Here is a 21802-nt window from a genome sequence, read left to right on the forward strand (position 1 = left end):
TTTTTGCCCTTTTTTATCAAAAATAACTATTATTCTTACAATCTTATCTCACTTTTAGTTTGGAGATTACAAAACCATGACGAAAGATTGCTATCCGTCATGGTTTTCATTGTCTTATCGTTAATTTTTATTGGCTAAAAAATGCTTAATTTTTAATTAAAAAAGTATTGGATTAAAGAAACGATACTAGCAATCAGCCCTCCCAAGATGGTCAGGATGATGATGAGCTGAAAGTCAAATTTCTTAGGCGTTTTATCCTCTTTTGGTGGCTGATAACGCTCTTCAGATAACCGTTTGGAGATACTGTCTTGCAATGGATTTTTTTTTGTCATCTCTACCTACCCAATAATTGCTTGATAATGTTGCTTAGTTTCAACCCTTGCGCCATCGTACTGAGCTTTTAAAAGATTAGCCATAGCTGTTGGTTGCGTTAGGATTTTCGCTAGACTTTCGTTCATCCCCTCATAGTCATCGGAGGCAAAGATGTTTTCTTGAGCGACGTAATGCCTGTTATGACAGGTATTATCAAAAGCCAAGATTGCCATACGATTTTCGAAGGCTGCACGGATAGCAGAAAGGATTTCATTACCATGGTTAATGTCAAGGTAAAGATCACACTGTTCAAACAATCTGGCCACATTGCTCTGTGAGATATTAGGATACAGGCTGACATTTGGATAGCGGCCCAAGTCCATCAGCTTACTTGACATTTCCGTAATGGCGCCAATATGGAAGTGGAGTTGTTGTTGCTGACGGATGAGTTGTTCAGCATTCTCCAGCTGATCAGAGTTTGTTAAGATCAATGCTTCCTTATGATTGTTATTTTGTCTTCTAAATGGGTAGAGGAAGCCTAGGAAATGCGTTTTTTCCTTTTGTTCCTGAGTCATGAGTTCTTGCATTTTTTCATAAGCCGTATAATCTTGAGCAATAACCGTCGTTTGACGCGAGTAATCGCCGCGTAAGGCAACTGTCATATTTCCCGGAAGCTGATCAGCCAGGCCTTCCTGCCAGAACAAGACATCATTGCCAGGCTTATTGAGACGGTAAGCTACAAGAAAAGGAGTTGCTAAGGAGTTGTAGAAAATACGATCAAGATTAAACTGGGCTGTCTTTAAATAAAAAATGACAAATTCTGAACGGTTTTTAAAGATATGGACCTGTCCTTCAAAGTTTAAAATAACATCGCCAGTGGTATGGTTTTCCGTCAGAACTTCCTGACCTTTTTGGTTGAAATAAGAGGTCAGTGTCGCTTGTCCATCGATATTATAATTGGTTTGGGCAAAACGACTGCCATATTTATTGTAGCGATCCGTTAAACGAAGACGTCCTTTTTCGTCCAACCAATCCACCGATTTCACCTGACGAAGGTGTTTGGGGTTGGCATAGTTAATGATCGCCCGTTTTTTCTCATAATCCAAGATCTCACCTTGAGTGTTATTACCAGCTATCTCCCAATAGTCTGGCACAGGTACTTCATTGAAGTAAAGCGGGCGCCCACTAGCTTCAGAGAATCCTGTGAAATACAAGAAAGGCGACGTGACATCATCTGGTAGAAAACCATCATCTGTAATGGAAATCGTTGGGTTGTTATAGCCTGATACAATGAGGGAATAATGTAAATCCCAGCTATTTTGGTCATAAGTTTCAAATAGATTAATCATCGTGTTGCCTCCTCAATCAGTATTCGCCATTTTTCTTCCACTTCTGTTGTGAGGTAGTCTTTGGCCAAGTCATACGAAACCTCATGAGCCGTTTCTAAGGAGTTAGCCTTAAAGAGCTTAACGATTCTAGCCACAAACTCAGTGACAATCCAAGCTTCATCATCCGTTTCAGATCTTGGAATGAGGTAGCCATTTTCTCCATCTTTAATAAAAGTTTTATTGCCATAACGAACATCAAAGCCAATGAGCGGCAAACCAGATCCTACCGCCTCAAGCAAGGTCAAGCCAAAACCCTCACTTTTAGACCCTGATAAGTAGACTTGATAGTCTTTATAAATATCAGTCATGTCTTGATGCCCTTTTAGTTGGATGTAATCTTGTGCCTTGTTTTCGTCAATTATTTGGCGGAGTTTGGCTTCCTGACCACCGGCGCCATAGATATCAAAGGTTAATTCAGGAATGACTTTTCTAGCTTCAATGACTGCTTTAACCAGCCAATCCACGTGTTTTTCAGTAGCTAGTCGTGAAGCCGTTAACATACTGTAAGCTTTTCGCTCTTTGTCAGGATAGCGGAGTTTGTCTAGGCTACCTACTGGAATCGTCACAATCTTTGGATCATGTTTGGTAAACTGTCTAAATTGCTCCCCAAGCAGCTGGTTTTGGGCATCAGTTGCTGTAATAAAAACATCAACCTTATCAGCATTGGTAAACTGATATTCATAGTAATTATTCCATAAAATGGTGTCATTAGTCACTGCATTTTCACTGAAATGCTCCGCATGGACAACAACAGCTAAACGAGCAGGTTTAACGTATTTAAAGACGGCTTGTCCTGTCCCAGTTGAGCGATCAAGAATAACAAAATCGTTATCGCTAAGTGATAGGCTCTTCATAAACTCAGCGACCAGCTCTTCTTTGGAATAACAGATAAAGTCCTGATGACGATAAACCACGTTGTCTCCATCAATGATTTCCTCAAAGGCAACCGACCCATCTTCATTAAAGAAACGGCGCTGATAGAGATAAGCCCTTCCATCACGCGGTGTGTAGTACTCGGTAAAACTTCGAGTATAGCTGAAAAAGTCCTTTCGAATCAAGCTGCCTCGAGACACGTACTCTACCCGATGGACGATATCTTCGTTCTCATTTTTCAAATAAGCCGTCAAAAAGACGTCCTGATCTGGGTAAAAATACTTAACGACCTTCTGATTTTTTTCAATCCGCTCGAGATTTCCATGAAAATCAGCTTTAAGATCAGCTAAAGTGTAGCTAGTCGGTGCTATTTTTTGATCAGTAAAGTGTGTGTATAACCAGATAACTTGCTCATCTTTAAAGCCAATGTTGCGGGTCAAATCACAAATATTATCCTGTGAGATAAAATCCATGAAAATAAATTTAGCATCAATGCCTAGCTGGTTAAAGACTGTTGAACGATAGGCTTGGGCATATTCGACACCCGAGCTGGCCCAGCCAATCCCTAAATTAATATTATAGACTGTCATTTTTTCTCCCTTTTTAGACGAAATGAATCTCCAATTTATTTTTCTTATTATAAGAAACATCGCTTAGCATCAAATACTGTAAGGCCAAGTTTCTAATGTCTTTTTTCATGCGTTGGTAGGATTGAATCGCTTCGCTATGATACTCGTAGACCGGATTACGTTGGGCTGATTGCCGTCCTTGAACAACAATGCGTAGTTGCTGCAAGTAGTCCACTTCTTCGATCCATGATTCATCAATCGCTTTTAAAACTGCTGTCTGACGAAAAGTCTCAAAATCTTTGGTAATGAGACTTTCTTTTCGTGTCTGTTCTTTTGTGATCAGTTCCCATAAGTAGGCTTTGACTGCTTCTTTATCTGTCGCGTCAAAATCCTCGGGGAAGTCTGTAAACTCGTAAGAGAGGTGATCGAAAATATAGCGTTCAACCATAAAAGGCGTTAACTCATCCTGACTATCAATGAAGTCTGTCAGAGCGTCTTCGATGATCTGTTGAACATCAAAGCCTTCACTGCTACCGTTTAACACACGATTACGTTCTTGATAGATAAAATTACGTTGAATTTTAATGCTTTCATCGTACTGGACAATCGTTGTCCTAGACTCTTTCCCTGAACTTTCACTGGCTGCCTGAGCCTTGGTGATGGCTGTTTTAAAACGCTTTTGTCGAAGTTCTTGCGGACGATACTCATCAATGCTATCTCGATGTTTCTTGAAATACTGTTCAATCCAAGAAGCTCCATACTGCGTTAATAATTCATCTTCGAGAGAGACATAAAACTCGCTGAAACCAGGATCCCCTTGTCTACCTGAACGCCCACGCATCTGCAGGTCCATACGCTCATTAAGCATGCGCTCTGTTCCAATAACTGCTAATCCGCCCAATTCTCGAACACCTTCTGCTAATTTAATGTCCGTACCACGTCCTGCCATATTGGTAGCAACAGTAACCGCATTAAGTCTTCCTGCTTCAGAAATCATCTGCGCTTCCTTGGCAGCGTTATAGGCATTAAGTAAGCTATGAGGAATCCCTTCCATCAACAATATCTCAGAAAAGAGTTCCGACATTCGAACTGATCCTGACACCACCAAAATAGGTTGTCCTGTCCGGTGAATCCGCTTGATTTCCTGAACGCAGGCATTAACCTTCTCAGGTAAGGTGGTGAAAATTTTATCCGGTAAATCTTTTCGCTGAACAGGCTTATTGGTCGGTATGCGGATGACTTCCATGTTGTAAATCTCGATGAACTCTTCTTCCGCTGGTTTACCAGTTCCGGTCATGCCAGCGAGTTTTCGAAAGAGCAAAAAGAGATTTTGATAAGTGATTGAAGCCATGGCACGCATCTCAGGTGATATTTTGACCTTTTCTTTAGCCTCAATCGCTTGATGTTGCCCTCCCTGAAGTTTGGTTGACTCGAGGATACGGCCGTTTGTTTGATCGAGTAGCTGAACTTTGCCATTTTCCACGACATATTCTTTACCTAGGGTAAACAAGGTGTGGGCCTTTAAAGCAAGATTGACATGACGAACTAACTCAAAGTGAGTGACATTATAAATATCATGCAAAGCAAAAAAGCTTTCAGCGGCATCCATCCCTGCTTGTTTTAACCAGACCTCTTTTTGGTCCAGATTCACATAGTAATCATCACCTTCAACTAAGGTTGAGACAAACTGATTACTAATTTCATAAAGGTTAGACTGAACCCTTGGTGCTCCTGAGATAACAAGCGGGGTCTGTGCAGAGTCGAGCAAGACGGAGTCGGCTTCGTCAACGATTACATAATTTAACTCACGCATGTATTTTTTGGATTTATTAGGAGCAAGATTATCGATAAGATAATCAAAGCCTAATACCGAATTGGTAGTGTAGATAATGTCTGAAGCGTAAATTCTCTTTTTCTCGGGAATTTCTATTTTTTTCTCGTCTTCACGAACACCAATACCAACCGTTAACCCAAGAAACGTATAGACAGGACGCATTTCTTCAGCATCTCGACAAGCGAGGTAGGCATTTGTAGTGACCAAGATGGCACCGTCCCCTGTCAAACCATTTAGATAGAGAGGCATGGTGGCCGTCAAGGTCTTGCCTTCTCCTGTCTTCATTTCAGCAAGATTACCTTGGTGAAGAACAATCGCCCCCATGACTTGCACATCGTAGGGGAATTTCCCAAGAACTCTCTTGTCTGCTTCTCGCACTACTGCATAGGCTTCCGGTAGTAAACTGTCCAAACTCTCACCCTTTTTCAGGCGTTTTCGAAATTCTACTGTCTTATGCTTCAACTCACTATCTGATAGCGAGCTCATCTCATCTGCTAGTCCATTAATCTCATCAACAAGCTTTTGAATCTTTTTTAAGCGATAAAAATCTAAGGTGAAATAATCTTTGATATTACTCATACTCTCTCTTTATGTGATAAATGGCAAACTAGCCAGCTTGTCCATTTGGTTATATCTATTTTTAACAATCCCTAAATCATGACTCCCATTATCTAACACTCTGTCATATATGGTAAGTGAGGTAGCATAATGGTACCTCTCAAATAATTCTTCAATGGGTGAGCCGAGCTTACGACCGTCTTTTTGAAAATGTTCAATATAGGTTTCTTTATCCCCTAAATCAGAAGTAATAAAAGCCTCACAATCATCCATACGCTCCATCATCTGAAGCACTGCCAGATTTCCCTTGGGCCCATAGCCAATCAACCGCAAGCGATCGTACTGCAGCTCATAAAGGGTATCTGTCAAATGTTTGGCAAAATCTTCTTCTAAATAGAAATCTTTTGCCGCTCTTGCATCCGAAACCAGATAAACATTAGCTATCTGTTCTATGATTGACAGATCATTTGAAGTGATGGGTTGCGTTGGATTCTCTACAAAAATGACTGATAAGGGTTTGGTATCATCTTTATAAAATACATCGTCTTTAACAAAGGTTAGCTGCTCCGATGGGATTGGCTCATCCGATAAGAGGATAAAATCAAAGGTCATGGAAGAACAACCAGCGTTGATCAGACTGATATCATAAGCATAGGCTCCCTGAGGATAAACAAAGGAAGTCTTACCGTTTTTTAAGGTGATGGTCTCCAAAGAACGATCAAAGCGGTCGTAAAAGGTGATTTGCAGCATGTATGTCTGTTCGGGTTGACAGTCTATTTTTGCTGATAGAAAGTAGGTTTGTCCTTGTCTTAACAGGGGCAAACTTGGTTCTATGCGATCAGCCTGAAAGTTTGTTCGTGACTTCCAGCAGTTAATCACCTGACCCGAAGGCATTAAATGGTTTTTAAAGTGGACACGCGTTCCTTGAAATAGTAGTTCGGAACCGTAAAGGTAACTACGACCGGCGTCGTAATCCCAAGTGATCGTATATCTCATTTCAACTCCCTATCAAAATCACGATTCAATATCTTATGATACTGTGATACAAACCAGCCGACAACAGCCGTACTATTGTCATTGTGTCGACCAATCCAGCCTTTACCGTATATTTTTAGTTTTTTATCACGTGACTGTTCGATAATGTCATCGAAGGCCTTATCATCGTAATCATCGTCTTTCATATAAGCAAGAGCAAGCTGGGTCTGGCTAAAATCTGCTTTTAAAAATTTGTCCCAAAAGCGATTGTTAAGACTTTCGATTGCTTTCTTATCCTGAGCACCTGACATGGCTTGTAGTAGATCTAAAGACGTACCGAAACCATTCGGTCTGCTCAACCGTTCTTTGTAGGCCATATTTCCCAAGTTGACTAAGGGTTTTCCAACCACAATAGCATGAGGGGAAAGTTCAGAGCCATAATATAAAGCACCAAAAGTCCCCATTGACAAACCTGATAGAACTAAATCTTTAGAGGTAAATCCTAAGAAATCCAGGGTTTCTTTAATTTTAGAGACAATGGCTCTTTCATAGTTCTCGCTTCCTAAGTAGAAGGCGCCTCCTTCGTTTCTAGGATCGCAAATCAGAAGAAAGGGGGCACCGAAGCGTTTCATCATGTAAAAACCTTCGAAACCTTCAGCAGTACGGTACCCTGAAAAATAAACATTAAGAGGAGGTTTCAAGTCACCAGGATTAAAGTAGGTCATAAACTCTTGACCGTTGGTGTCAGCAAAGCGTTCACCTCCTGGGATATACTCTCCCAAGCCCTTTCTGGCAAACCGATAATGGAGTGGTCCTAGTTTTAAAGTTCCCTCACCTTTGGCAAAAATCGATATAAATAAATTTCCATCCACAGAAGCCTCTAAGGTCAGAGGTTCCTTCAATAAATCGCCTTCAAAACACCAGTCTTCTGCTATTTCAGAGACAGATCCTGAGGGAATCAATTGTATTCTCAGTTGCAAATCAACAGTCGGATCATGGATTATCTCTTGCCATAAATCCAGATATTTTCCTGATTCAAATGGAACATTATAGCGATAATAGGCAACTTGTTCAAAGTCATCGCCAAAATCATCATTTAATACGGTATAGCGATTGCCTTCAAAACTAATGGGATTGAGGAGCGTTTTTGACATCATCAACTCTTTAATCCCCAACTTAGCACCATATTGTTTACTAAACAAACCTTTTGACAACCTATCAAAAAGAACAACTTTATCTGTCATATCCAATGGCTTGGCTAATTTATAGCGAAACAAGGAGGCTAACTTTTCAGGAATGCTAAGGTCATTAGGGTAATAAAGCGCGTGCGGCTCAATCCAGTCTTCTAAAGCTAAAAAGTCGTCGCCGACTGTACTATCAGTATATAAAACTGCTTGAAAACTAATCAATGGATGTGTCTCAAGATTTTCCTTTTGTAACCGTTTGTTTTCTGCTTTTTTAGCTAATTCAGTAGCGATGAAATCGTCAATCTCATCTGGTTTAAGATGTATCCATTGTAGCGTTTCTGGTATCTGATAACTATCCTGCCAATTGTCATAGGAAACCTGTAAAATAGTTATCTTATCATCAGTCATTATTAACATCCACCACACTTTCCATTACTTTTTGAGCCAAATTACCACTTGTGTACTCGCCAATTTTTTGAACCGAATGGACTAACGAGTGATTCCAGTGACTAAGACCCTCTAGAAAGTAAGCTAAAGCTTTTGGAATCTCAGCAATGCTAGTAACATGGTAGCCATTTTTTTGATGTTCTACAAACTCTGTCTCCACACAATTGACTTGTGGAATACCGGCACTGATGCCCGCAATCTGCGTATAGAGATCAGGTGTCTGGCTCATATCCAAAATCAATCGTGCTGAGTCTAAAACGTCAATGATATCAAGTTCTGTTACTAAGAAATGGAGTTGAACACGGGCAGGATCCTCATCCTCTTCATCATCAACCTCATAACTTTCATCCACTTCTTCCATCAACTTTAGGTAATCCTCTTCACGACTACCTAGCAATTGCTCGACATAAGCTATGAGTTCAGCTTTTTTCGTCAAATCTTGTTCATAAGACACAATAGCTAAGATGACGTTGTCGTTGACAGACATCAACTCAAAAATATACTCCAAACTCTGAGTCAAGTCATCACGCGTCATCCCATCAATTTGGAAATAGACAATTAACTCACGTAGCCGTTGACTTTTACCAAGCGACAGCCTTGTGTCAAACAGACTAAGATGAAGCACCTTAGGATGAACACGGTCTTTCAATAGTGATTCTGTTGATGCTTGATCCACCAAGATCAGATCACTCTGATTGATAAAGTCAGTAGACATGAGTTCAATTGGGTACCGCTCTTGGAAAAACGACACAACCAAGTCTTTCACACCACGGCAGGCTTCTACTATCTGATTATGATGTTCTGACAAGGCGACAAGAAGAACATCGCCCACTTGATCGTGATCTAAAAAGTATCTGTAAGCCACTTCTGCCACTAATTCAGCCATCGAGCCATACTGTTCTTGCCAAAAACGCTGCTCATCATAAACCATGACTTGAACATGCTTATCCTCTGCCGTTAGGTATTCACGAAATTGGATATCACCCCGTTGGTTTAAGTAATCTTGATAATAAGCTTGCCCATCTTGAAAGCATACAATACTAGACAGAAAGCCTCGGTCATCAAAAACATAACGCTTCTCTAAAATTGAGTCCTCATAATAATCAATCCAAATAAGCTGTCCATCATTGCCAAACTCAACTTTAGCTATTAAGGTTTGATTGACATAAGCCAAGACCATGAATGGGGTATAGACAAATGACGTCCCCTTAGGCCAATCAAAATCTCTAAAATTCAAGCCCCTGGTTGCAACATCCTCAATATCTTGAAGATAGTCAAATAAAGACCAGTAAGACGTTTCATAAAGATCATACTCGTGCAAAAAATACCTTAGATTTGGGGCATAATTAAAAATGGTGAGCTGTGTTTCTGCTTCTGTCGCTTTAAACATACGAAGATGATTGATCGTATCATTAAAGGAAAGTCCTTGTTTTTTACGATACCAAGGCTGAGTTGTGTCGTAGAAAGGGCGGACAGAATCATACCAAGCTGGGATAAAATAATACATATAGCCTTCCTTTACTCAAATAGTGTTTGATACTGCTTACTGAGTCGACTGATTTTGACTTCATCTATCAGGTTAAGCAAAATCCCTGCAATCATCATAGCGATCCCAGTCAACATAGCCATCCGCTGAAAACTAGGATCGCTTAAAGCATAAATCAAAGGAAGACTCGCTAAAATGGCCATCACACAGCCACTAAAGATCCCTAGACGCCCAACTATTTTTGATAGATAGATTTTTGTAGCAGAACCTGGTCTTAACGATGCGATGTAATCTCCAGACTTCCGCATGTTTTCAGCTGTTTTTACAGTATCGAAATTCATATAAGCAAAACTTAAGGTTAGGACAAAGATAATCAACATGTAGAGTAAAACACCTGATGTACTCGTAATAGCAAAGAAGGAAGTGGCTTTTTTCCAGGCTGGGTTATCAGGATACAGATAGGTTAAGAGTAAAATCACATATTGGGGCAACATCAACAACGAAAAGCCATACATTACAGGCATTCCTCCGGCCGTATTGACTTTTATTGGCATGTAAGTATCCTCTGACAAACTATTGTTAATGCCAACACGTTTAACCGGAATACGATATTCTGCTTTTTCAAACAACACCATCAAAAATACCGCAAATAAGCTCCAGAGAATAAGACCAGCTATGAGAAGGAATTCTCGGTTTTCTATAAAAGTAATCCCTTCTTTCATCAGACTTTCCTGTGAAAGTAAGATATTAACCATAACCAAGATGGATGGCCCACCAATACCCTTTTCAGAAATACGGTTACCAATCCAAACCAAGACAAAAGCACCAGCAATCAGGATAAGACTTGTCATAAACACCAACTCTAACCTAGGTATAGAACTTTTTTGATAATCTAAGCTAATCGCTATACCAAGCGCCTGAATAATCGCAATCACTAACATGATGGTACTGTGTCTGCGGTCTTGAATTTTTTTGGAAACAGACTGGTCATTTTTCTTTCCTAAATTAAAAACACGGCTTAAAATCATGGCGTACATCCATGGTCCCAAACCAAGTGAAAACAGGCTAATTTGGGATAAATTCCCTCCCGTAACAGCTGCTCCAAATCCTAGCGAAGAGTCTTGTGAAAACAAGTAAGCATCAAGGGCAACATTAGGAATAGGAACATTTCTCCCAACCAGAAAAATCAAGAGAAAGAAAAAGGTCACCAAAACTTTCCTTGTAAAATTATGTTGTATTAAAAATCGTGTCAAAACGGTCAATCTCCATCTCTCAAAGGCTTTGTTAGTTACTTGAAAGTATATCATTTATTGACCTACCTTGCAATTAAGCTCGCTGGAGTATTACCTTCCACATGACATCTTGCATCGGACAGATTATCTTCTGACCCTATCCTTGATGTCTCTCTTTATCCTAATAACGCTTTTTAAGGAGCATAAGTCATCAGAGTAGACAATGACACTGTTCTCCTCCAGAATCCGGCCTTTCAACTACCACAACTATGGGCGGTGACAAAGAGACAAGGCAATAGGTTATGATATGATAGTGTCTATCGGCGCTGTGCTCGTTACCAGTATAGTGATGGAAAAAGTTCAAGAGTAGCCCCTTGTTGTCGGACGCTTGCCTTATAAGGCTACCACTATGGTTGTCAAAAAGGCACTATAATGAAAAGCACCTCAATAGCTAGGAATACCTAACTTTGAGGTGCTTTTTCAGCTTCGACGGGACCTACCCATAATTTTTCATTTTGATTCAGTCGATTCATCAAAACTTAGTTTGTGGGATAGTCAGTCATCATTCTTCACGATCTCTTTTACGTTTTTTAAAGGCAAACAAGGCGGTTAAGGCAATGGTCACACCACCATAAATGGTAGCTAATGAGTTGCTTCTTTCACCTGTCCTTGGCAGACTCTCGTCACTCTTCGTTTGAGATGGCGTTGATGTCTTAACTGATTGAGACGACACTATCCGTCCAGCAGGTTTTGTTCCCATTGGGACAACTTTGTGACCTGTCTTAGCGGAGTTGCCTTTTTCTGAATCATCAACTTTTGGATCCAATTCAGGCTTCTCGATCTCTTGACTATCAGATTTGCCATTGCTATTAGCATCGTTGACAATAACTTCTGACGTCTTCACTTGGTCAAGACGAGCTTTGAGGGCAGCCTTCGCTGGGCCGTCTGGTAGCTTGTCGACTAGGTCTGTTGCCGTAGCTTTCTTAGCTGTCGTTGCTTGGTTCAAGTTATCCACTTCTGCTTTTTCAGCTGGGTTAACAAGACCATCTTTTTCAACGTCGGCTTTTTTAGATGCGCCTGCTTGAGCGGCGTCTTCTGCAGCTTTAACAGCAGCTTCTGCATCTGCGAGGGCTTGGGCAGCATCTTCATCGTCTTGACTATCAGCTTTGCCATTGCTGTTGGCATCGTTGACAGTAACTTCTGAAGTCATCACCTTGTCAAGGCGGGCTTTAAGACCTTCTTTAGCAGGACCTTCCGGTAGCTTGTTGACTAGATCTGTTGCCGTAGCTTTCTTAGCTGCCGTTGATTGGTTCAAGTTATCCACTTCAGCTTTTTCAGCTGGATTAACAAGACCATCTTTTTCAACGGCTGCTTTCTTATCTTTTCCTGCTTGTGCAGCCGCTTCGGCAGCCTTAACAGTGGATTCTGCTGCTGCGAGGACAGCTTTGTTAGCAGCATCGACGTCATCTTGACTATCAGCTTTGCCATTGCTGTTGGCATCGTTGACGACAACTTCTGAAGTCATTACTTTATCAAGGCGGGCTTTGAGGGCTTCTTTAGCAGGACCTGTTGGTAGCTGGTTGAATAGATCTGTTGCCGTAGCTTTCTTGGCTATCGTTGTTTGGTTCAAGTTATCCATTTCAGCTTTTTCAGTTGGGTTAACAAGACCATCTTTTTCAACGTCAGATTTCTTAGCTTTACCTGCTTGTGCGGCTTCTTCGGCGGCTTTAACGGCGGCTTCGGCAGCTGCGAGGGCTTGAGCTGCGTCTTTGTCATCTTGACTATCATCCTTGCCATTACTATTAGCATCGTTAACAACAACTTCTGAAGTCATCACGTTATCAAGACGAGCTTTGAGTCCTTCTTTAGCAGGACCCGCTGGTAGCTTGTCGACTAGGTCTGCTGCTGTAGCTTTCTTAGCTATCGTTGTTTGGTTCAAGCTATCCACTTCTGCTTTTTCAGCTGGGTTAACAAGACCATCTTTTTTAACGTCGGATTTCTTAGCTTTTCCAGCTTGTGCGGCTTCTTCGGCAGCCTTAACAGCAGCTTCTGCAGCTGCGAGGGCTTTGGCTTGAGCTGCATCTTTGTCATCTTGACTATCAGCTTTACCATTGCTGTTGGCATCGTTGACAATAACTTCTGACGTCTTCACTTGGTCAAGACGAGCTTTGAGGGCAGTCTTCGCTGGGCCGTCTGGTAGCTTGTCGACTAGGTCTGTTGCCGTAGCTTTCTTAGTTGTTGTTGCTTGGTTCAAGCCATCCACTTCTGCTTTTTCAGCTGGATTCACAAGACCATCTTTTTCAACGTCGACTTTCTTAGCTTTTCCAGCTTGTGCTGCTTCTTCGGCAGCCTTAACAGTGGATTCTGCGGCTGCGAGGGCTTGGGCTTGGGCAGCATCTTCATCGTCTTGACTATCAGCTTTGTCATTGCTGTTGGCATCGTTGACAGTAACTTCTGAAGTCATCACCTTGTCAAGGCGGGCTTTAAGACCTTCTTTAACAGGACCTTCTGGTAGCTGGTCGACTAGATCTGTTGCCGTAGATTTCTTAGCTGTTGTTGCTTGGTTCAAGCCATCAACTTCTGATTTCTCAGCTGGGTTAACAAGACCATCTTTTTCAACGTCGGATTTCTTAGCTTTTCCAGCTTGTGCAGCGACTTCGGCAGCTTTAACGGCTTCCTCGGCAGTTTTGTTAGCAGCATCGACGTCATCTGGAATACCGTTGCCATCTTTGTCGTTAACGTCAACAGTTTCGGTTGTCACCTTATCAAGGCGGGCTTTAAGACCTTCTTTAGCAGGACCTTCCGGTAGCTTGTTGACTAGATCTGTTGCCGTAGATTTCTCAGCTGCCGTTGCTTGGTTCAAGTTATCCACTTCAGCTTTTTCAGCTGGATTAACAAGACCATCTTTTTCAATGTCAACTTTTTTAGCTTTACCAGCTTGTGCAGCGGCTTCGGCAGCTTTAACAGCGGATTCTGCTGCTGCGAGAGCTTTAGCTTGAGCAGTATCTTTGGCGTCTTGACTATCAGCTTTGCCATTGCTGTTGGCATCGTTGACGACAACTTCTGAAGTCTTCACTTGGTCAAGGCGAGCTTTGAGAGCAGTCTTTGCTGGACCGTCTGGTAGCTTGTCGACTAGATCTGTTGCCGTAGATTTCTTAGCTGTTGTTGCTTGGTTCAAGCCATCCACTTCTGATTTCTCAGCTGGGTTAACAAGACCATCTTTTTCAACGTCGAATTTCTTAGCTTTACCTGCTTGTGCTGCTTCTTCGGCGGCTTTTACGGCGGCTTCGGCAGCTGCGAGGGCTTGAGCTGCGTCTTTGTCATCTTGACTATCATCCTTGCCATTACTATTAGCATCGTTAACAACAACTTCTGAAGTCATCACGTTATCAAGACGAGCTTTGAGTCCTTCTTTAGCAGGACCCGCTGGTAGCTTGTCGACTAGGTCTGCTGCTGTAGCTTTCTTAGCTATCGTTGTTTGGTTCAAGCTATCCACTTCTGCTTTTTCAGCTAAATCCACAAGACCATCTTTTTCAACGTCGGCTTTTTTAGCTTTAACAGCTTGTGCAGCAGCTTCGGCGGCTTTAACAGCTTCCTCGGCAGCTTTGTTAGCGGCATCAACGTCATCTGGAATACCATTGCCATCTGTGTCGTTAACGTCAACCTCTTCAGTTGTTACTTTGTCAAGTCGTTCTTGAAGTTTAGCTTTTGCGTCGCTTTCTGGCAAGTTTTTCAACAAGTCTGTCGCTGTGTCCTTCTTAGCGTTGGTGATGTCATTCAAATTATCAACAGCTTGTTTTTCGTTTGGATTAACAACACCATCTGCTTTGACGTCAGTGACTTTATCTTTACCTTTTTGACCAGCTGATTCTGCAGCTTTGATGGCTTCATCAATATCATCTGCGATATTATTGCCATCTTTGTCATTGACTGTAACATCTTCGGTGGTGATTTGATTCAGTTTTTCTTCCAGTTTAGCTTTAGCTGCTTCATCTGTTACTTTTTCGATTAAAGTTTTTGCTTTAGCTTTCTTAGCGTTAGTAGCTTTATTCAATTCATCAACAGCTGCTTTTTCTTCCGTATTAATCAGACCGTCTTCTTTGACTTCAGTTACTTTTGCTTTGCCTTTGTCGCCTGCTTCTTTTGATTCTTTTAACACATCTTCCGCGGCTTTAATAGCTTTGTCAACATCATCTGCGATACCATTATCATCTTTATCGTTAACGTCAACTGTTTCAACTGTCACCTTATCAAGACGATCTTGAAGTTCTTTTTTAGCCGTTGGGTCAGTGACTTTATCAACTAAGCCTTGGGCTGCATTTTTCTTATCTGTGGTATCTTCATTCAATTTATCGACAGCTGCTTTTTCTTCTTTTTTAATTAATCCATCTTCTTTGACTTTTTTGACTTCAGCCTTACCTTTTTGACCAGCCTCCTCTGCTGCTTTAACAGCGGATTCTGCGGATTTTTTAGCTGCTTCGGCAGCATCTGGAGTCCTTTGATCAGTGACTTTTACTTCAACAGCCATAACTTCTTTAAGGCGATCTTCAAATGATTTTCTCTCTACATCATCTGGTAATTTTTTCACCAATTCTTCAGCTTTTTTCTTAGCTTCTTCTGTGGCTTTATTTAATTGATCTATCTCATTCTTCTCGGATTGTGTGACACCTCCTTCTTCTACTTCAGTCTTTTTATCTTTACCTGCTTTAGATGCTTCTTCAGCAGCTTTCACAGCTTCGGCAGCAGCTTTTATGGCTTTATCTACATCATCTGGAACACCATTAGCATCTTCATCATTGACCTCAACCGTTTTAGGGTTTATGGTATCGAGGCGACCTTTTAATATTTCCTTATTAGTTTCATCTGTTAAAGCATTTACCAATTTTTCAGCAGCAGCCTTCTTTTGTTGAGTCGTTTCGATTAACTGATCAACTGCTTCTTTACCTGCTTTAGTAATTGCTCCTTTTGTTTCCAGTTCTTTTTTCTTAGCTTCAACTGCTGCATTTGCCTTTTCTGCTTCTTCAACAGATTTGATGGCTGCATCCACATCATCTGGAATGTTGTTCTTGTTTGTATCATTGACCTCAACTGTTTTAGGGACTATTTTATCCAGACGTGCTTGAAGTTCTTCTTTTACTTTTTCATTTGATAAACTTTTCACCAACTTATCAGCTGCAGCTTTCTTTTGTTTAGTTGTTTCAATCAACTTATCAACTTCTTGTTTATCTTCTTCAGTAATTGCTTTCTTTTGTTCAAATTCTTGTTTCTTAGTTTCAACTGCTGCGCTTGCATCTTCTGCTTCTTGAACTGCTGCAGTGGCATCATTCTCTGCGGCTTTTTTAGCAGCTGATTTGTTTAAGGCATCAATTGCTTCCTTAATCTTTTTAATTGAGTTCGTTACGCTGCCTTGATCCGCCTTGGTGTCCTCTAAGACCTTTTTACCTTCCGAAATTGCATTATCATACGCTCGTTGGGCTGCTTCATCTGCTAGCGTATAAGTAGGACTTTCCTTTAATCCAGAATCTTCATTGACAAGTCTCTGCAATTCTGTTTTATCAACTTTTTCCTCAGGAGTAACCTGAACCGATTGGGTCTTCACATTAGCAAGTTTTTCTAGAAGGTCAGCCTTTACGTGCTCATCTGTTAAAGCATTCACCAATTCAGTGGCTTTTTTCTTCGCTGCTTCTGTGGTTTCATCTAGCTTATCTATTTTTTCTTTGTCAGTTTGATCAATCTTATTATCTGATAATGCTTTCGCCTTGGCTTCCGTACCTTTTTGACCTGCTACTTCAGCTACCTCAACGGCTTTTCTAGCTGCAGAGATCTTCAATGCATTAATCGCGTCTTCAATTCCCTTAGCAGAGCTATTCACGCGGTTCTGATCCGCGGTTCCATCTTTTAATGTCTTTTTCCCAATCTCAAGTGCTTCATCATAAATGGTTCGTACAGCTGGGTCTGCAAGTTGATATTCCTTACTTTGCTTGATGTTAGTCTCATCATCTACAAGTTTTTGCAACTTGTCTGTATCGACTTTTTCTTCTGGAGTAACTTCCACCGATTGAGGCTGCACCTTGTCAAGCTTTGCTAGAAGTTCAGTCTTTAATGTCTCGTTTTTTAGAGCATTCACCAAATCAGTAGCTTTTTTCTTCGCTGCTTCTGTGATTTCATCTAGCTTATCTATTTTGTCCTTTTCAGATTGATCAATCTTATTATCTGTTAATGCATTTATTTTTGCTTGCTCACCTACTTTACCTGCGGCTTCTGCGGCTGCAATAGCAGATGCTTCGTCATCTGGAATACCATCGCTGTTTTGGTCGTTGACTTCAACTTCTTTGGTTGTTACTTTTCCAAGTCTGTCTTTCAATGCTTCTTTAGCTTTTCCATCTGGCAAGTTTTCGACCAATTTCTCAGCAGCATCTTTATTATCGTTGGTTTTTTTATTTAAATCATCAACTTCTTGTTTATCTGTTGGATTGATAATTCCGTCCGCAACGACATCTTCCCGCTTAGTATCACCTATTTTTTTCGCTGCCTCAGATTCTTCAACTGCTTTTGTCGCTGCTGCTTCGTCTTCGCTATCTGGTGCTCCATTATTGTTTGCGTCATTGACTTTAACTTCTTCGATTGTTACTTTATTAAGACGATCTCGAAGCTCTTTTTCAACCGCTGGGTCAGTTACTTTATCAATATAACCTTGAGCTTTGTTTTTCTTAGTTATGATATCTTCATTTAATTTATCAACAGCATCTTTTTCTTCTTTTTTAATTAAGTCATCTTGTTTGACTTCTTTTATTTTCTCTTGAACTTTTTGACCAGCGTCTTCTGCAGCTTTTACCGCTGCTTTAGCTGCCGATATGTTTAATGCATCAATTGCTGAGTTAATTCCTTTAATTGAATTATTCACATTTTCTTGTGACGCTTTTTCATTCTCTAATGCTTGTTTTCCAATAGAAATTGCATCATCATAAATTCTTTGTACAGCTGGGTCTGCAAGTTCGTATTCCTTACTTTGCTTGATTGCAGTCTCACCATCTAAAAATTCTTTCAACTTAGCTTTATCAACTTGCTCTTTAGGTGTAACATCCACAGATTTTATTTCTATATTATTTAATTCATCTTGAAGTTTTTGTTTTTCTCCCGCATTGGCTACTTTTTCAACCAAAGCTTTTGCAAGTTCTATTTTTTCATTTGTAGTCTTGTTCAATTCGTCTACTGCTTTTTTATCAGCTTCATTAATTTCGTCTTGTTTTAATACTGAATCTCTCTTTTCCTTACCTGCTTTACCTGCTGCTTCGGCTGCTTCCACGGCTTTTTTAGCGGCGGATATCTTCAATGCATTAATTGCTTTTTCAATTTCCTCAATAGAGCCATCCACTTGTTTTTGACTCATTGTGTCATCGTTTAATATTTTTTTCCCAACAGCAATTACTGTATCATAAGCGTCTTGTACAGCCAAGTCTGCAAGTTGATATTCCTTACTTTGCTTGATGTTAGTCACATCATCTACAAGTTTTTGCAACTTGTCTGTATCGACTTTTTCTTCTGAAGTAACTTCCACCGATTGAGGCTGCACCTTGTCAAGCTTTGCTAGAAGTTCAGTCTTTGATGTCTCATTTTTTAGAGCATTCACCAAATCAGTAGCTTTTTTCTTCGCTGCTTCTGTGATTTCATCTAGCTTATCTATTTTGTCCTTTTCAGATTGATCAATCTTATTATCTGTTAATGCTTTTGTTTTTGCTTGCTCACCTGCTTTACTTGAGGCTTCTGCGGCTTTTACTGCTGCTTTAGCTGCCGATATGTTTAATGCATCAATTGCTGATTTAATTCCGTTAATTGAATTATTCACATTTTCTTGTGACGCTTTTTCATCCCCTAATACTTTTTTTCCAATAGAAATTACATCATCATAAACTCCTCGTACAGCCGAGTCTGAAAGCTTGTATTCTGGACTTTGCTTGATTGCAGTCTCACCATCTACAAATTCTTTCAACTTAGCTTTATCAACTTGATCTTTAGGTGTAACATCCACAGATTTTATTTCTATATTATTTAATTTATCTTGAAGTTTTTGTTTTTCTCCCGCATTGGCTACTTTTTCAACCAAGGCTTTTGCAAGTTCTATTTTTTCATTTGTAGCCTTGTTCAATTCGTCTACTGCATTTTTATCAGCTTCATTAATTTCGTCTTGTTTTAATACTGAACCTCTCTTTTCATTACCTTTTTTACCAGCTTCTTCTGCTTCTTTTACTGCATTTGTCGCTGCTGACAAGTTCAAATCAGCAATGCCTTTTTCAATATTCGTAACTGACTTGTCCACTTCATCTTGCTTCGCTGCCTTGTTATTTAACACTAAATCTTTTGCAATTTCAATTGTTTCATCATAAGCAACTTTTTGGGCTTGGTCTGCAAGTTTATATTCTGGACTGTTTTTCATTGCAGTCGAATCGTCTACAAGTTTTTTCAACTTCTCTTTATTCACTTGCTCTTTTTCTTTGACATCTACAGATTTTATATCTATTTTATCTAATTTTTCTTGAAGTTTTTGTTTTTCTTCTACATTGGTTACTTTTTCAACCAAGGTTTCTGCAATTTCCTTCTTGCTTTCAGTAGTCTTGTTCAAATCGTCTACTGCTTTTTTATCAGCGTCAGTAATTTCTTCTTGTTGTAATACTGAGTCTCTCTTTTGCTTACCTTCTTTTCCTGCTGCTACGGCTACTTCAACCGCTTTTGTCGCTGCTGACAAGTTCAAATCATCGATCGCTTTGTTAATTTTAGCGATTGATTCATCAACTTGTTTCTGAGTTGTAGCTGTATCTTTTACAGTTGTTCCTTCATTAATAGCTGCATCATAAGCGCCTTTTTTACCCTGTTCAGCAAGATCATAAGCAGAACCTTTTTTCACCTCAGGTGCTGCATCAACGAGTTCTTTCAATTCATCCTTCACAATTTTTCTGTAGGTATACGTAACTGTTTGAATACCTGGTTTGAAGCCAATTTTAGTGTCACTTTGATATCCTGGAGCAGTATTAGCATTTGTTCTTAGTAGTTCGTAATCATCAATGGCCAATTTGCCAGTTAAATCTGCACTTTGCTGTATTGTCCCTTCAAGCAGAGTTTCTTTTATCAATTCACCTGTTGCATCATCCACATGACGAATACTTACATAGCTTCCTCCAGCTGAGTATTCAAATCTTTCTAAATCAAATTGATGTTTATTAGTTCCTGTACCTGTAGACGCAAATAAAGCAAAACTTAAATGCTCTTTCCCTGCTTGCTGTTTAGTTGTGTTTCTACTGGCATTAAGATAGCTGCTAATGTTTTTTGTAAATCGTTGACCATTATATTCAACAGTCATTTCTTTCGTTGTTCCATCATACGATACCACATATGGTTTAAATTCATTATTTTCTGGTTGCGTGTTAAGCTTTTGAACATCTCTCGATTCTGTAATGGCTCTTCCGCCTGCATCCGTTCTGTAGAACGCCCCGAATGCTCCATTTTCCCAGCTTTTTCCAGGCCCATACTTAGGATCTGGACCTGCTTTTTGATCTGCCTCAGGTGCACTCGTATTATGCCATGTGTCCAATTTGAATCCAAACGAATTTGGAATATCACCTAAACCAATACTAGCTCCTGATTTCCCAACGGTTCCGGGTTCAGCCGTTGTAAATACCGCAGCTAACCCATCTCCACCAACTCGTTCATCTACTTTCTTACCTTCATATTTATTCCCAATATTAACTTTACCTTCAAGTCTAAAACTCTCATTCATGTTAATTCGACGGCTAAGAGCTAAACTACCTGCTTGACTGTGTGTATCTTCCGTTAATGTTACTGGTTTTTCATTATCGCCACGCGCAGTACCACCCACTATAAAGTGGTTTACCATATTCTTTTTAGTAACAACTAAACGTGCCTTATCAATATATTCTGCAGCTCCCAAAGCAAACTGTGGCGCTGTACTTTGCAATGCACTTGGACTTACAGGAGTTTCAGGTGCTTCTGCAGCTCTCTCCTCTACCTTATCCTCTGTTTTTTCTGTGTCATTGACGGCTGCGCTATCAGTGCCATTCTGAAAAGTTTCTGCAGATTTCTCTACCTGAGTTTCTGTTACTTTAGTAGCAGGGTCTTCTGCATCAGATCCCACAGTTTTTACGACATCATTATCTTCAACCGTTTGTGGTTCTTCTACTTGATTAGGTGAAATCGCTTCTGGTGTAGCTTGTTGTCCTTGGTTTACTGGTTTAGTTGCAGCTGTATTTTCTTCAGCTAATTGAGTTGTCTCCTCTGCGCTTGGAGTTTCCTCAGTAAGGTCTGCAGGTTTCAGTTCTGCCTGTTTTGTGATGAGTTCTGAACCCGGAGTTACATTTGCTGTCTCCTCAGCGTAAACTTGAGGTGCTACTAACAAGAATGACCCCAGGAACACTGAGCCAACGCCCACTTTAAATTTCCGTATTGAAAAACGATCTTTTTGTTCATGAAACATAATTTTCTCCTAATCTTTATGATATTGACTGTTTGTAAGAGATAACTATCTTTTAATGCAACTAATGGTACGATTCTTTAGACATTTTAACAAGACATGCAAGCTAATCCAAGACTTCTCCAAATTAAATTAGTTATACATTTGTAATATTAAAACTTTAAGAAATTATCATCACTTGATTAACTGATGCTTCTCATCTTATCCTCTTGATTGTACTCTTTTTTTCTTTAAAAACTCTTAATGTCACTACACCTTAAAGATATTGTAATATTTTAGTCATGTTATAATTGCTTTTTCCCATATAGATTCTAACTCTATCATTTTTTTATTAGGTAATCCACGATATGAATTATATATATTTAACATTACATGAAAATTCTGTTATTATGTTATCGAAATCTATTAATCACCTAAAAGATCATTAATAGAGCGTTTTGATAAATCTTCCACTATGT

The 21802-nt window shown here is 40.0% G+C and carries 9 protein-coding genes; all 9 read right to left on the bottom strand.

Features of this window, described 5'->3' with window-relative positions; all coding sequences use genetic code 11:
• Nucleotides 1-152: 152 nt before the first annotated feature.
• Nucleotides 153-332 carry a hypothetical protein gene (locus A2G56_RS04090; protein ID WP_062709423.1) on the bottom strand — a complete coding sequence of 60 codons (180 nt, stop codon included), beginning with the start codon at nt 330-332 and terminating at the stop codon, nt 153-155.
• 6 nt (nt 333-338) lie between these two features.
• Entirely contained in the window at nt 339-1661 is a 1323-nt protein-coding gene (gtfB, locus tag A2G56_RS04095; RefSeq protein ID WP_062709427.1) for an accessory Sec system glycosylation chaperone GtfB, read from the bottom strand.
• Complete coding sequence (gtfA, locus tag A2G56_RS04100) at nt 1658-3163, bottom strand: accessory Sec system glycosyltransferase GtfA (RefSeq protein WP_062709430.1); 1506 nt, start codon at nt 3161-3163, stop codon at nt 1658-1660. Before gtfA ends, gtfB begins: the two co-directional genes overlap by 4 nt.
• Nucleotides 3164-3176: 13 nt before the next feature.
• A complete protein-coding gene (secA2, locus tag A2G56_RS04105) occupies nt 3177-5555 on the bottom strand; it encodes an accessory Sec system translocase SecA2 (protein WP_062709433.1) in 2379 nt (792 codons plus the stop codon).
• Nucleotides 5556-5564: 9 nt separating this feature from the next.
• Nucleotides 5565-6530, bottom strand: a complete 966-nt coding sequence (gene asp3 / locus A2G56_RS04110; protein WP_062709437.1) for an accessory Sec system protein Asp3 — start codon at nt 6528-6530, stop codon at nt 5565-5567.
• The gene (gene asp2 / locus A2G56_RS04115; protein ID WP_062712438.1) at nt 6527-8104 is read right to left on the bottom strand and encodes an accessory Sec system protein Asp2; all 1578 of its coding nucleotides are present in this window, start codon (nt 8102-8104) and stop codon (nt 6527-6529) included. The genes asp3 and asp2 overlap by 4 nt, the downstream gene beginning before the upstream one ends.
• On the bottom strand, nt 8097-9650 hold the full coding sequence (gene asp1 / locus A2G56_RS04120; protein WP_062709440.1) for an accessory Sec system protein Asp1: 1554 nt from the start codon (nt 9648-9650) through the stop codon (nt 8097-8099). The genes asp2 and asp1 overlap by 8 nt, the downstream gene beginning before the upstream one ends.
• Nucleotides 9651-9661: 11 nt before the next feature.
• Nucleotides 9662-10837 (bottom strand): accessory Sec system protein translocase subunit SecY2, encoded by a 1176-nt coding sequence (secY2, locus tag A2G56_RS04125; protein WP_062709444.1) that lies wholly within the window; start codon nt 10835-10837, stop codon nt 9662-9664.
• Nucleotides 10838-11423: 586 nt separating this feature from the next.
• Nucleotides 11424-21347, bottom strand: a complete 9924-nt coding sequence (locus A2G56_RS10930; protein WP_062709446.1) for a GA-like domain-containing protein — start codon at nt 21345-21347, stop codon at nt 11424-11426.
• Nucleotides 21348-21802: the final 455 nt, after the last annotated feature.

Origin of the sequence: Streptococcus halotolerans, from assembly GCF_001598035.1 — a bacterium.
Classification (GTDB): Bacteria; Bacillota; Bacilli; order Lactobacillales; family Streptococcaceae; genus Streptococcus; species Streptococcus halotolerans.

What these genes read in the sequence shown, in the direction of transcription:
- A2G56_RS04090 (WP_062709423.1), bottom strand. Translation starts at nt 332, where the DNA reads ATGACAAAAAAAAATCCATTGCAAGACAGTATCTCCAAACGGTTATCT.
- gtfB (WP_062709427.1), bottom strand. Translation starts at nt 1,661, where the DNA reads ATGATTAATCTATTTGAAACTTATGACCAAAATAGCTGGGATTTACAT.
- gtfA (WP_062709430.1), bottom strand. Translation starts at nt 3,163, where the DNA reads ATGACAGTCTATAATATTAATTTAGGGATTGGCTGGGCCAGCTCGGGT.
- secA2 (WP_062709433.1), bottom strand. Translation starts at nt 5,555, where the DNA reads ATGAGTAATATCAAAGATTATTTCACCTTAGATTTTTATCGCTTAAAA.
- asp3 (WP_062709437.1), bottom strand. Translation starts at nt 6,530, where the DNA reads ATGAGATATACGATCACTTGGGATTACGACGCCGGTCGTAGTTACCTT.
- asp2 (WP_062712438.1), bottom strand. Translation starts at nt 8,104, where the DNA reads ATGACTGATGATAAGATAACTATTTTACAGGTTTCCTATGACAATTGG.
- asp1 (WP_062709440.1), bottom strand. Translation starts at nt 9,650, where the DNA reads ATGTATTATTTTATCCCAGCTTGGTATGATTCTGTCCGCCCTTTCTAC.
- A2G56_RS10930 (WP_062709446.1), bottom strand. Translation starts at nt 21,347, where the DNA reads ATGTTTCATGAACAAAAAGATCGTTTTTCAATACGGAAATTTAAAGTG.